Raw genomic sequence first — 11,783 nt, 5'->3', positions numbered from 1 at the left:
TAATGAGGCTTAAACATTTGTATATACTCAGTTTTGTGCTGTTTGCCTCGTTGCAAATGCTAGCGCAAGATGTATCTCTTACAACTACGGTTAGTAAGAGTAAATTGGGTATACATCAACGTTTAAAAGTTGAGTTTAGTTTTAATAAGCAAGGTGGGGATAATTTTAAATTACCTGAATTAAAAGATTTTGATGTTTTGGGAGGACCGAGTACTTCCGTAAGTCAGTCTTGGATTAATGGAAAGTCTTCTTATACCCAAGGGTATATCTATATCTTTAAACCTAAGCGAATAGGCACTCTTTCTATTCCACCAGCTACAATTGAATACGAAGGAGAACTTATTTCTTCTAATGAAGTTAAGGTAACTGTAGTTCCTGAATCAGAGATCCCAAAAGATCCAAATGACCCCTCATACATCGCTTCAGAAAATGTGCATTTAGTCGCAGAGATTTCTGATACCAAACCTTATGTTGGAGAAAGTGTGTATGTGGTTTATAAAATGTATTTCAGCTCTCAAGTTGGATTGAGCGATTATAAATTAACCAATGCGCCGCAGTATAATGGTTTCTGGAATCAAGATATTCAATTAAGACAACAGCGTGTAGAAACTACAACATATAAAGGAGAAAAGTATCGTTATTTAGTTTTGAGTAGGGCCTTATTGATTCCTCAGAAATCAGGAGAATTAGAAATACCTGCTGTAGGTTTAGACGCCTTGGTAGATGTACCTACTGGTAAAGGAGATTTCTTTGGTAACCCAATTACAAGACGTGTTACCTTAAGTACTAAAACTAAAGCTAGAAAAGTAAAGGTGAAGGCCTTACCGTTAGAGGGGCAACCTGAAGACTTTAATGGAGCTGTTGGTAAATACGATTTCTCAATTTCAGCTACAAAAGATATTTTAAGAGCCAATGAAACTACGCAAGTAAGTGTTAGTGTTACTGGTAAGGGTAATTTAAAGTTGTTTGAATTACCAGAAATTGAGACGCCAAATGAGTTGGAGGTCTATACTCCTGAGCATTCAGAAGATGTGAGAACTACCTTAACCGGTTTATCAGGTACAGTTAAAGACAGTTATACGATAGTACCAGAGTACAAAGGAAAATATAGAATTCCAGAAGTGTCATTCTCGTATTTTGATGTTGACGATGAAGTTTATAAAACGATAACAACAGAGCCGTTGATAATTGATGTAGCTGAAGGAAAAAGTTTACCGTCAGAATCTACTGATGAAGTAGCAGAAGTAAAGGTTACAAAAGAGCCTGTAGTTGCCGTTGCAAATGACTTTAAGTTTATACAATTGCGCAGCGCATTTCAACCTGCTACGAGATCATATTTCTTTAAATCGTCTACATTTTATACCTTATTGTTAGTTCCTTTTATCTTGATACCAATTGCTTTGTTTATCAGCAAGCGTAAAGAACGATTAGATAGTGATGTTGAAGGAAAGCGTTTGCGTAAAGCAGATAAATTAGCGAGAAAGTACTTGTCTCAAGCAAAGAAACAATTAGGTAAAAAAGAAGCATTTTACATTGCTCTAGAGAAAGCATTGCACAATTACTTAAAGGCTAAATTAAAGGTAGAAACATCTGAGATTAGTCAAGAGCGAATTTCAGAATTATTACAAGGTAGAAATGTTAGTGAGGCAACTATTAAGGAATTAATAGAAGTATTAAACGATTGCGATTTTGCGCGCTATACACCTACAACAAATGTTATGATGCAGCAAGAGTTTGATAAAGCAAAAGTGGTATTGGCTAAATTAGATAAGCAAATTTAAGATGAGGTTAGTAGTTTACATAGTAGCATTGTTGTTTTGTGTTGCGAGTTATTCGCAAGACACACAAGCCTTGTTTGAACAGGCTAACGAGCAATACCGTACGGAGAAATATCAAGATGCCATAGATAGTTACCACCAGATAGAAAATCTAGGGTGGGTAAGTGATGCCTTGTATTTTAACTTAGGGAATAGTTACTACAAACAAAATAAGGTGGGTCCTGCGATTTACTATTATGAAAAAGCGTTGCAGTTAAACCCATTGCATACCGATGCACAAACCAACCTAATTTTTGCCAATAGGTTGGCATTAGACAATATTGAACCGTTACCAAAAACCATCGGACAAAAATTCGCTGATTCAATTATCTACCCATTGAGTTTTGATATCTGGGCCGTATTAGCAGTAATCGCTTCTTTTTTAACGGTTATTTTATTCTTGTTGTATTACTTTTCTTATAGCTCAAGAGCCAAATTATTGTTTTTTAACACAAGTATTCTCAGTGCCGTTTTATTGGTGTTGAGTGTGGTATTTGCGTTTAAGGCATATGATTATAATTTAACCACCAAACACGCCGTGGTTTTTGAAAAAGTAACCGATATTAAAAATGCACCTACCTTAAATGCAGACAATGTGTTTAAACTTCATGAAGGAGCAAAAGTTGAGGTTGTAGACGCTATAGATGATTGGAAAAAAATCAAATTGGTAGACGGTAAAGAAGGTTGGGTAATTGCAGCCTATATTAAGGAGTTATAACAACTGCTGTATTTCTATATTTTAAAATTTCACTGTTTTTAGGGATTGTAGATTTAACTTTTTGTGTCTAAATTTATTTATTGTTAACTACTTGATTCAATATTGTTTTTTTCAATGATATGTTAGCCAGATATAGGATCAAAAATTTAAAAATACTTTTACCTGGAATAATATGTGTTTTAGTATTGTTTCTTACTAATATGTCAATTTGGTATTATCCTATAACTTTTGGGTTAGTCATTGGATTATTAAACTTTCGTAGACATGTTTATCAACCTTTTATTGGTGTGTTATTAAGTTTAGCGGCTTCGTTGGTTTCTTTTTGGGCAGCATATTTTTGTTTAGGCGTTTTTACTTCGCTGAGAAAGAAATTATATACTAATAATGAAATTATAGTAGATGATTTAACATTTTACGATGCTTTAATTACTCCATTTGTTATTACACCCTTACTAACATTTTTTTTCTATAGACATGTTTTTAAAATAGGTATATCAAGATCAGGTTTTTTTGTAATTATAGCAAGTGTACTATTATTAATATTGGTATTTAGTTTTTTTTGGTTTTATCTGCAAGAATTTAATTTTTCGAATAAATTGCCTTATATGATATGGCAATTAATTATGGCTACGGCTTTGCAAATTCTTATAAATAAAAAAGTTAATTGAAATTTCACTGTTTGTGGGGATTGTAGAACTATTATCTCGGCATTAAATTTGAATGAAATAATTCAACCATGAGTAATAGAATTTCAATATTGTTAATGCTTTTTTTATTAGTAGGTTCTACTGTATTCTCTCAATCTCGTGATCATTCGTTAGACTCTATTTTTTATGCTATTGTAAATCACACAGTTTCTAATCAAAGGTTCATAAGTTCTGATCTTGAAAACTTAAAGATTGAATTTCCTGAAGAGTATAAGGGAAAAAGAACTCCTAAGCTAAATTTGAATACAAAGGCTAAAAGATTAACAGATTTGATTTTTATAAACTTAAATGCTAAGCGAGATTTATATGAATTTTTTGGTATAGAATTACTTACTAATGCAATGGCTTTGAATTTAATAGATTTTGAAATGGATTCATCAAAACTATATTCAGATATCGAAATTGTAGATTCATCGCTGGGTTATACGTTTTCTCCTTTGATGCAATTGAATGAGTATTTACTAATTGCTTTTAAATATCGTTATACCTACAATAGTGCTGAAACAATGATTATGGTTTATAGATTTAATGAACAGGACAAAAGAATTGAATTTATCGATAATTTTCACCATCGAAAGATGTTTTCAATATATGATTAACAATTCCTTTTTGGTTATTTTTGTTATATGACCTTATTCGACTTACTCGACTTTATTGGTACTGCTGTATTTGCCATTTCTGGTGCCTTAGCCGCTATGCGCAGTAAATTTGATTCTTTTGGTGTTTTAATCTTGGCTGCTGTTACCGCTATAGGTGGTGGAACTTTAAGAGATGTGTTGGTGGGTAGAACTCCTGTTGGTTGGATGATTCATTGGGAGTATTTAATTGTAATATTAGTTTCGACCATAATTGCCATGATTTTTAGAAAACGCTTAGCGTATTTTAGAAAGACCATGTTTTTATTTGATGCAATTGGCTTGGGTATTTTTACAATTATCGGGTTTGAAATTGGTATGAGGTCTGGTTTACACCCTATTATTTGTGTGATTTTAGGTACAATGAGTGCTGCTTTTGGTGGAGTGATTCGAGATATCTTATGTGGTAAGGTTCCACTGATATTTCATAAAGAGGTATACGCTTCTTTAAGTATATTAGGAGCAATTACTTTTTACGTATTGTTACAAACTCCGGTACCAATTGAAATTAATTATGTAATTACAAGTGCGTTAGTAGTAGTATTGCGTATTATGGCTGTTAGATACCAATGGATTTGGCCAAAGTTTTACAAGACCATCAATTAAATTACTTCGTCTTCTTCTGGAGTATTGTCTTCTGGTTCGTTTAATTCTTTAATTTGATCTTCAACATCTTCTACAGTTAAGAAGTCTTGAAAAATAAGCGGTGCAAAGTCACGAACAGGTTCAAACAAAGTAGCGTCTTTTGTAGTGTCATCTGATACAAAAGGTAAATTTTTATTCAGCTTATCAAATACAATAAATACAACACTCAATAACAAAGCAAATTTTAAAACGCCAAAAGCACCACCTAATAATTTATTTAAAAAGCCAAGAGCTACGGCATCTGCAACTTTTGTAAAAAATCTTCCAACAAGAGAAATGATGAGGATAATGACTAAAAATGTAAGTCCAAAAGCAGCAATTGAAATATAATTATCTTCCCAATCCACATAGTTTAGCAACAAGCCTTCTGCTATGTAAGAAAAGTAAATCGCACCGTAAATTCCTGCTACTAGGGCAACCAAAGAAGCGAGTTCCATAAATAGCCCTTTGCTGAATCCGCGTATAAAGCCAATTAGCAACAAAACAATAATTACAATGTCAAATGTGTTCATAGTAGTTTGATAGGTGTTCAAATATAACGAAAAAATACCCCGTTCTATTTTGTAGTGTATCAGATTTGAATCGAGTAGATATTGTATCTTTGTACTATGATTGGAGAGCAGGAGTTAAAACAAAACTGGCAAGAAGTAGTCGCATTAATTTCAGATAAGTTTGGAGATGGCGAAACCTTAGATTTAGACGCTATTATTTATTTGATTGGAATACAAGAATTAGGAACCCCAAGAAAGTTTAAAAAAGACGAAAAAATCAATTTAATGCATATTGCTATTTGTCGTTTGTTAGAACCTTATGGTTATTACGAGTTTGATTTTTTTGACAACGATGGATGGCCGCATTATAAGGTAAAAGAAGAATTGCCAACCTTAAAACCTGGAGAACAATCTATTTTAATGAAAGAAGCTATTGTACGTTACTTTAAAGAATCTGAACTGATTTAAGTAACATTTACTTTTCTAATAATTTTTGATAACAGCCCCGGGAAGAATCGCTTGAGATAAACACTTGCTGTTTCTTTCGTACCACCAATAATTACTTCTCTTTTTTCTTGAGCAATTGCATGCATCATTTTTTTAGCAAAGACTTCAGGTAAAATGCCTTTGTCTGTAGCTGGGTCCATTTTGTTTTGCAAACTTCCATCACCAACCAGTGCATTAAATGATAGCTTGGTTCTAACATAACCAGGACAAATGAGGGTTACTTTTAATCCATCGTTAAAGGTTTCAGCTCTGAGGCTATCAAAAAAACCATGTAGTGCGTGTTTAGAGGCTGCATAAGTAGAGCGAACAGGAGTAGCCACTTTACCAACCACACTTGTTACCACAACAAAATGCCCCTTTTTTGAAGAAATAAAATAAGGTAACAGTGCCTTAGATAATGCCACAGTTCCCATATAGTTAATATCCATAATGCGTTTGTCTACTGCCAATGCAGTATCGATTGCTTTTGCGCGTTGACTCACGCCACCATTATTCACTAAAATGTCAATCGTACCGAAAAATGAAAGCGCTTCTTTTACAATAGCATCGAACTGTTCGTATTTTTCTAAATCTAAAGGAAGAATTTTAACCAGTTCTGGTTTACTGCAATTAGCCTTAACTTTTTCTAGCGATTCACGATTTCGAGACGATAAAATAAGTTGTGCATTTTGCTTCGATAATTCCAATGCCAATGCTTCTCCAATACCCGAAGAAGCCCCTGTAACCCAAACTACTTTATTGCTAAAATTCATTTCTAATTATTTGTTAGCAAAATACTCATTTTAAGTGTATTTTTGGTCGGATTCTTGTACACCTACTAAGAAACAGCTACATGATAAAAAAATGGACCTTTCTTTTATTGTTTGTGAGTTTTTACTTGCAAGCACAGCACACGGTTACTGTTGAAATTGAGTCAGAACAGCAATACGATCGTGTTATTTTGTATGGTTTATATGGTTCTTCGCAATCATATGTTGCCTTTGCAGATGTGCAATTTGGCATATTTGAATTGACCATGCCTGAAAATTCTAAGACAGGGATGTACCGTTTGTATTTTTCTAACAACGACTATTTTGATTTCATCTATAATCAAGAAAATGTAAAGGTAAAGTTTAAGGCTGAAAACCCGGAAGAAACAGCGGTTTTTGAAGTGTCTGTAGAAAATAAGATGTATCAATCTTATTTAAACGAAACAAGTGCTTTTCAATACAGAGTAGACTCAATTCAATACGCTCATTTTAGCAGCCCTTTGCCAATCAATAATGCCGCTTATGCAAAGGCTGTAGTAGCATTAGATTCGATTCAAAATTCCTTTGAAGAGGCTTCAGAAAATTTGTTAGCGCAGCATTTTATAAAAGTGAATAGAAAATACAATCAGCAAGAAATTCATTCGGATGTAAATGCATTTTTAAACGATACTAAAAATCACTTTTTCGATTATATCGACTTTTCTGATACCGCTTTATATCCTTCAACGTTTTTTGTGGACAAGGTGGTTGAATATGTGTTTTTTATCAATACAGCTGAAGATGTAAACACTGATATATTACTTAAAAAAGAAGCCATTACAAGAACTATTGAAGCTATTGGCGAAGAAGACTTTGTTAAAGGACAAATATTAGGATCTTTAATGTATGCTTTTGCTTCTGATGAACACATAGAATTGACAGAGTTTGTTAGAGCAAACTATTTAGAATTACCTGTTGAATTTCAGCAACAAGAATTACTTAAAACCATAGAAGGTATGTTGTCTACAGCTTTGGGGTCTAAGGCTCCAAATCTCTCTTGGGAAGAGGCTGGAGTTCAAAAAGATTTACATGGTTTAGAAGGGGCAGCTAACTATTTAGTAGTTTTTTGGAGCACGGACTGTTCACATTGTTTAGAAGAAATACCTCAATTGTATCAATGGGCTCAGGATAAAACAGGATTACAGATTGTAGCTGTTGCTTTAGAAGACGAACCTAAAGCTTTTGAAGAGCAAACCAAAACCATGCAAAATTGGATACATGTATTAGGATTAGGTAAATGGGAGAATGAATATGCCAAAGAGTATCAAATCAGTGCTACACCAAGTTATTTTGTGTTAGATGCTGATAAAAATATTATAGCTAAACCAGAAGAATTTAAAGACGTAAAAAGTTATTTTACGGAGTAGTATTGTAAAACTTCTCTTGATGTTTTTTAGCGTAATCCGTTAAAGTTTCAGCAATTTCTGGATTTGATTCAATCACATTTTTTGACTCCAACGGATCATTTTCCATATCGTACAATGCCAAAGGTTGCTTTAGGTCAATGTATTTTCCTGGGAGCCCATCGGCCCCAATAGAATCAAGTTCAATATAATTATGTTCTAAATGTAGTTTCCATTTTCCATCGCCAGAAGCGATTGCCTCCAAATTAGCAACGTTGCTATAAGCGTAATAGGTATGAGGAACATTTGTAAAAGATTCATTCAAATACGGCCATACGTTTTTCCCATCAATTTCGTGTTCTAAATTTATATTTGCTAAAGCACTTAGAGTAGGCAAAAGATCAATAGAATTAAATAATTTATTTGATGTGGTATTGCCTTTTAATTGAAGGGGATATTTAATAATACAAGCACTCCTAGTACCTCCTTCAAAAGAGGTGCCTTTATAAGATCTAAAAGGAGTTTTTCCAGCGTGATTGCCATATACAGCCCACGGACCATTATCTGATGTGAAGATTACTATGGTGTTTTCATCTAGATTGTTCTCTTTCAAAGTTGCTGTAATTTGACCAATGCTCCAGTCTATTTCGCTAATAACATCATAATACAAACCTTTACCTGAAATTCCTTCAAAATCATTACTAACGTATAAAGGTACATGAGGCATAGAGTAGGGTACATACAGTAAAAATGGTTCCTCTTTTTGATTTTTAATAAAGTCTACAGATTCTTGAGTAGCCCATTGCGTTAATTGTTTTTGATGTGCTCCTGTAACTTTATCTATGGTTACTTTGCCGTTTTTCCAATATTGCAAAGGAAATTTCCCCCAATATCTTGGGTTTTCCGGATGATGCTCCCACATGTCATTTGAGTACATTAACCCAGCACTATAATCAAAACCGCGATCATGCGACCTAGTGCCTTCTTGATCACCTAAATGCCATTTTCCAAAGATGCCAGTAGTATATCCATTTTGTTTAAAAATTTCAGCCATGGTTGGATAAATGGTATCCAATCCTTTTGCTTTTGGTGGATGTGCTCCAAACACTTTTGTTCTCCCTGGATAAGAACCTGTAAGTAAAGCAGCTCTTGAGGCAGAACAAATTGCTTGTGGCACATGAAAGTTTGTGTAGGTTACACCTTCTGATGCTAATTTGTTTACATGTGGTGTTTCGGCAATAACATTATTTGAGTCAGTAAATGGATTAAAGTCGGCAAATCCCGCATCGTCTAGAAAAAAGATGACAACATTTGGTTTTTCAGGAGTGGATTGTTGGGTGCAACTTATACAATAGAATCCTAATAGGATTGCAGTGAATAATACACGGAATTTCATTTGGTTGTTTTTTACGTTTGCTAAAAATATAGAAAAGCATCTACAATATGTTCTATTTTTAATTTATTTGCCTCTTTTAGAATCGCAATAATATCAAATCGAATTTCTTTGTCACTATTTTGCTCTTTTGCATAGGCATCCATAGCAAGAACTAAAAGTTGAATTTTTTTCTTAGACACAAAATCTTGTGGATCTCCGAAATAATCAGAAGATCGTGCCTTTACTTCAACAGCAATAAGGGTGTTATCTTTTTCAGCGATTATATCTACTTCAGCTTTTTGATATCGCCAATTTTTTTCAAGTATGGCATAACCATTAGTTTTGAGATGTTCAATCGCAAGTGCTTCTCCTTTTTTACCAAACTCATTGTGCTGTGCCATACACTTATTTTTTGCGAAGCTCTGTGATATAGCGTTTGGTTTCTTTGCGCACTTTTGGAGCCAGAATTACCGTAGTTAACATTGTTGGAACTGCCATAAGTGCAAAAGCACTATCTATTAAACCTAGCACTAATGTTAAACTTGTAGTGGTACCTAAAAGGATACTTGCTATATAAATGTAGTTGTAATACTTTTTTCTATGGGCTCCGAAAATAAATGACATGGCCTTGGTGCCATAATACGAATAAGAGAACAACGACGATATACTAAAAATTGCAACGCAAAGCATTAATGCGTATGTGCCATAAACGGGCATTGCATCGCTAAATGCTACAGCGGTTAAGCTAACTCCATTGACATCACTTGATTGCCAAACACCTGTTACCAAAATTGCTAAGGCGGTTAATGTACAAACCACAATGGTGTCTATAAATGGTCCGAGCATTGCTACTAAACCTTCTCTTATTGGCTCAGATGTTTTAGCGGCGCCATGTGCCATAGGGGCGGTACCAATACCAGCCTCATTTGAGAACGCGCCTCTCTGAACTCCGTAAATTATTAAGGCACCTAACGCTCCACCAAATAATGACTCATTATCAATAAAATTTGCTGAAAATGCGTCTGTAAAAATCAGTTGTAAATACTTTGGTACTTCTTCTATATGTGTAGCTAAAATGATTGCTACAAGAACAAAATAAAGTAATACCATAGCAGGAACTAATCTAGAGGTAACTTTTCCAATGCGCTTTAAACCTCCTAGAATTACAATGGAAGTTATAACAATCAATACCATACCAATGGCAATATTGGAAGTAAGACTTACCTCATAACCATTCGGAATTAAAACAATATCATTTATTGCCTGTGTTAATTGATTGACATTAAAAATAGGTAAGGCTCCTAACATTAAGCAAGCACTAAAAAATACTGCTAGAGGTTTCCATGCTTTACCCAATCCTTCGGTAATCATATACATTGGGCCACCCTGAATTTCACCGGCACTATCTTTACTACGATACATAATAGCCAAAGCAGCCGTAAAAAATTTTGTACTCATACCAACAATGGCGCTTACCCACATCCAAAAAATGGCTCCAGGGCCACCAATAGCAATAGCTACGGCAACGCCAGAAATATTACCCATTCCAACGGTTGCAGATAGGGCAGTAGTGAGCGCTTGAAAATGACTGATTTGACCTGGATCATTTGGATCGTTGTATTTACCTCTCAATAATTGAATAGCATGTCCGAAAAATCGAAATTGTAAAAAGCGAGATACAATTAACAAATACAATCCTCCGCCAATCAATAAAATCAGTAATGGAAGTCCCCAAACAAAAGAGGAGAAGTCTGAAACAAGTTGTTCGATAAAAGTCATTAAAAATCTAATGTGGTATGAACTTTAGAAACAGACAAAGTTACTTTTTTTCCAAAAATTAAAGCTCGGTTGTCGTCTTCATGACCTGCAGGAAAATTAAATGCCACAGGAAAATCATAGGAGTCAACAACATCTAAAATGAGCTGTTCTATACTGGAACCCCATTCTGTTGTATTCTCTCGAATGTTACTCATATCTCCAATAATTAAACCATTGAGATTGTCAAAATAACCAGCTCGTTTTAAACTTTGTAACATGCGATCTATATGATATGCATATTCGCCAATTTCTTCTATAAACAAGATTTTTCCATCAGTATTAATGCTAGAGCGAGAGCCTAACATTGTATGTAATAAGGTAAGGTTGCCTCCAACCAATTCGCCTTGTACGTTGCCTAATTTGTTGTATTCTGAAGCATCAATTTCATAGTTTAATTGCTCTCCAAAAAGGGCTTTTCTAAAGGTGTCAATACTTTGATCTAAGTTCTTTAAATCTTCAGTAAGACTCGTGCAAAGAATTGCTTGAATACTCTGATAACCAAGTACATTTAAATCGTTGTGTATTGCAGTGATATCGGAATAACCAATAATCCATTTCGGCGATTCTTTAAACTTGGTGTAGTCTAAATTATCTATTATTCTAACAGCGCCATAACCACCTCTTGCACACCAAATTGCTTTAATATTTGGGTTGTCTAAAGCTATTTGAAAATCTTCTGTACGTTCCTTGTCTGAACCCGCAAAATGATTTCCATCTTTAAATACATGCTGACCTACTAGAATTTCAAGCCCCCAACTTTTTAATAAATTGGTAGCACGTTGTATATGTGCTTCTTTATTTTTTAAAATTCCTGAAGGCGCAACTATTGCAATAGTATCTCCTTTTTGTAAATAAGGTGGTTGAATCATTGTTTTTTTATCATTTTGAGCCGATAAACAATTCGATAGCAATAGGGTGAAAATCAAAAGAATTAAAGGT

13 protein-coding genes are annotated in these 11,783 nt (G+C 34.2%); 7 read left to right on the top strand and 6 right to left on the bottom strand.

The genetic code is table 11. From position 1 onward, the window contains the following. The first annotated feature begins 2 nt into the window (after positions 1 to 2). The 5 genes from ACYQ5R_RS03655 to ACYQ5R_RS03635 all read left to right on the top strand — a co-directional run bounded on the left by ACYQ5R_RS03655 (position 3) and on the right by ACYQ5R_RS03635 (position 4,483). Positions 3 to 1,781 (top strand): BatD family protein, encoded by a 1,779-nt coding sequence (locus ACYQ5R_RS03655; RefSeq protein WP_460189553.1) that lies wholly within the window; start codon positions 3 to 5, stop codon positions 1,779 to 1,781. A gap of 1 nt (position 1,782) precedes the next feature. Next, on the top strand, positions 1,783 to 2,535 hold the full coding sequence (locus ACYQ5R_RS03650; protein WP_460189552.1) for an SH3 domain-containing protein: 753 nt from the start codon (positions 1,783 to 1,785) through the stop codon (positions 2,533 to 2,535). 119 nt (positions 2,536 to 2,654) lie between these two features. After that, positions 2,655 to 3,203 carry a hypothetical protein gene (locus ACYQ5R_RS03645; RefSeq protein ID WP_460189551.1) on the top strand — a complete coding sequence of 183 codons (549 nt, stop codon included), beginning with the start codon at positions 2,655 to 2,657 and terminating at the stop codon, positions 3,201 to 3,203. Positions 3,204 to 3,271: 68 nt separating this feature from the next. Next, positions 3,272 to 3,841, top strand: a complete 570-nt coding sequence (locus ACYQ5R_RS03640) for a hypothetical protein (RefSeq protein ID WP_460189550.1) — start codon at positions 3,272 to 3,274, stop codon at positions 3,839 to 3,841. A gap of 27 nt (positions 3,842 to 3,868) precedes the next feature. Then, positions 3,869 to 4,483 (top strand): trimeric intracellular cation channel family protein, encoded by a 615-nt coding sequence (locus tag ACYQ5R_RS03635; protein WP_460189549.1) that lies wholly within the window; start codon positions 3,869 to 3,871, stop codon positions 4,481 to 4,483. On the opposite strand, the gene ACYQ5R_RS03630 is transcribed toward ACYQ5R_RS03635, so the two are convergent. Further along, positions 4,480 to 5,034, bottom strand: coding sequence for a CvpA family protein (locus ACYQ5R_RS03630; protein ID WP_460189548.1), 555 nt, complete (start codon positions 5,032 to 5,034; stop codon positions 4,480 to 4,482). The genes ACYQ5R_RS03635 and ACYQ5R_RS03630 overlap by 4 nt on opposite strands. A 96-nt stretch (positions 5,035 to 5,130) precedes the next feature. Between ACYQ5R_RS03630 and ACYQ5R_RS03625 the strand changes: the two genes are divergently transcribed. Further along, positions 5,131 to 5,481, top strand: a complete 351-nt coding sequence (locus ACYQ5R_RS03625) for a hypothetical protein (protein WP_460189547.1) — start codon at positions 5,131 to 5,133, stop codon at positions 5,479 to 5,481. On the opposite strand, the gene ACYQ5R_RS03620 is transcribed toward ACYQ5R_RS03625, so the two are convergent. After that, positions 5,478 to 6,272: an SDR family oxidoreductase gene (locus tag ACYQ5R_RS03620; RefSeq protein ID WP_460189546.1), complete on the bottom strand. Its 795-nt coding sequence runs from the start codon at positions 6,270 to 6,272 to the stop codon at positions 5,478 to 5,480. The two genes, ACYQ5R_RS03625 and ACYQ5R_RS03620, sit on opposite strands and share 4 nt — an antisense overlap. 80 nt (positions 6,273 to 6,352) lie before the next feature. On the opposite strand from ACYQ5R_RS03620, the gene ACYQ5R_RS03615 reads away from it, so the two are divergent. Further along, positions 6,353 to 7,675, top strand: a complete 1,323-nt coding sequence (locus ACYQ5R_RS03615) for a TlpA family protein disulfide reductase (protein ID WP_460189545.1) — start codon at positions 6,353 to 6,355, stop codon at positions 7,673 to 7,675. Here ACYQ5R_RS03615 and ACYQ5R_RS03610 read toward each other — a convergent pair. From ACYQ5R_RS03610 to ACYQ5R_RS03595, 4 genes are read right to left on the bottom strand one after another with little or no spacing between them, the layout of a single operon-like run. Next, positions 7,665 to 9,047: a sulfatase-like hydrolase/transferase gene (locus tag ACYQ5R_RS03610; protein WP_460189544.1), complete on the bottom strand. Its 1,383-nt coding sequence runs from the start codon at positions 9,045 to 9,047 to the stop codon at positions 7,665 to 7,667. The two genes, ACYQ5R_RS03615 and ACYQ5R_RS03610, sit on opposite strands and share 11 nt — an antisense overlap. 20 nt (positions 9,048 to 9,067) lie before the next feature. Next, complete coding sequence (locus ACYQ5R_RS03605) at positions 9,068 to 9,427, bottom strand: YraN family protein (RefSeq protein WP_460189543.1); 360 nt, start codon at positions 9,425 to 9,427, stop codon at positions 9,068 to 9,070. Between the two features lie 4 nt (positions 9,428 to 9,431). After that, positions 9,432 to 10,805, bottom strand: coding sequence for an alanine/glycine:cation symporter family protein (locus tag ACYQ5R_RS03600; protein ID WP_460189542.1), 1,374 nt, complete (start codon positions 10,803 to 10,805; stop codon positions 9,432 to 9,434). Beyond that, a complete protein-coding gene (locus ACYQ5R_RS03595) occupies positions 10,805 to 11,713 on the bottom strand; it encodes a S66 peptidase family protein (RefSeq protein ID WP_460189541.1) in 909 nt (302 codons plus the stop codon). Before ACYQ5R_RS03595 ends, ACYQ5R_RS03600 begins: the two co-directional genes overlap by 1 nt. Positions 11,714 to 11,783 lie beyond the last annotated feature (70 nt).

Source organism: Urechidicola sp. KH5 (assembly GCF_054661455.1).
The sequence above is the reverse complement of the archived record's forward strand: the minus strand, read 5'-3'. Positions and strand labels throughout refer to the sequence as shown.

What these genes read in the sequence shown, in the direction of transcription:
- ACYQ5R_RS03655 (WP_460189553.1), top strand. Translation starts at nt 3, where the DNA reads ATGAGGCTTAAACATTTGTATATACTCAGTTTTGTGCTGTTTGCCTCG.
- ACYQ5R_RS03650 (WP_460189552.1), top strand. Translation starts at nt 1,783, where the DNA reads ATGAGGTTAGTAGTTTACATAGTAGCATTGTTGTTTTGTGTTGCGAGT.
- ACYQ5R_RS03645 (WP_460189551.1), top strand. Translation starts at nt 2,655, where the DNA reads ATGTTAGCCAGATATAGGATCAAAAATTTAAAAATACTTTTACCTGGA.
- ACYQ5R_RS03640 (WP_460189550.1), top strand. Translation starts at nt 3,272, where the DNA reads ATGAGTAATAGAATTTCAATATTGTTAATGCTTTTTTTATTAGTAGGT.
- ACYQ5R_RS03635 (WP_460189549.1), top strand. Translation starts at nt 3,869, where the DNA reads ATGACCTTATTCGACTTACTCGACTTTATTGGTACTGCTGTATTTGCC.
- ACYQ5R_RS03630 (WP_460189548.1), bottom strand. Translation starts at nt 5,034, where the DNA reads ATGAACACATTTGACATTGTAATTATTGTTTTGTTGCTAATTGGCTTT.
- ACYQ5R_RS03625 (WP_460189547.1), top strand. Translation starts at nt 5,131, where the DNA reads ATGATTGGAGAGCAGGAGTTAAAACAAAACTGGCAAGAAGTAGTCGCA.
- ACYQ5R_RS03620 (WP_460189546.1), bottom strand. Translation starts at nt 6,272, where the DNA reads ATGAATTTTAGCAATAAAGTAGTTTGGGTTACAGGGGCTTCTTCGGGT.
- ACYQ5R_RS03615 (WP_460189545.1), top strand. Translation starts at nt 6,353, where the DNA reads ATGATAAAAAAATGGACCTTTCTTTTATTGTTTGTGAGTTTTTACTTG.
- ACYQ5R_RS03610 (WP_460189544.1), bottom strand. Translation starts at nt 9,047, where the DNA reads ATGAAATTCCGTGTATTATTCACTGCAATCCTATTAGGATTCTATTGT.
- ACYQ5R_RS03605 (WP_460189543.1), bottom strand. Translation starts at nt 9,427, where the DNA reads ATGGCACAGCACAATGAGTTTGGTAAAAAAGGAGAAGCACTTGCGATT.
- ACYQ5R_RS03600 (WP_460189542.1), bottom strand. Translation starts at nt 10,805, where the DNA reads ATGACTTTTATCGAACAACTTGTTTCAGACTTCTCCTCTTTTGTTTGG.
- ACYQ5R_RS03595 (WP_460189541.1), bottom strand. Translation starts at nt 11,713, where the DNA reads ATGATTCAACCACCTTATTTACAAAAAGGAGATACTATTGCAATAGTT.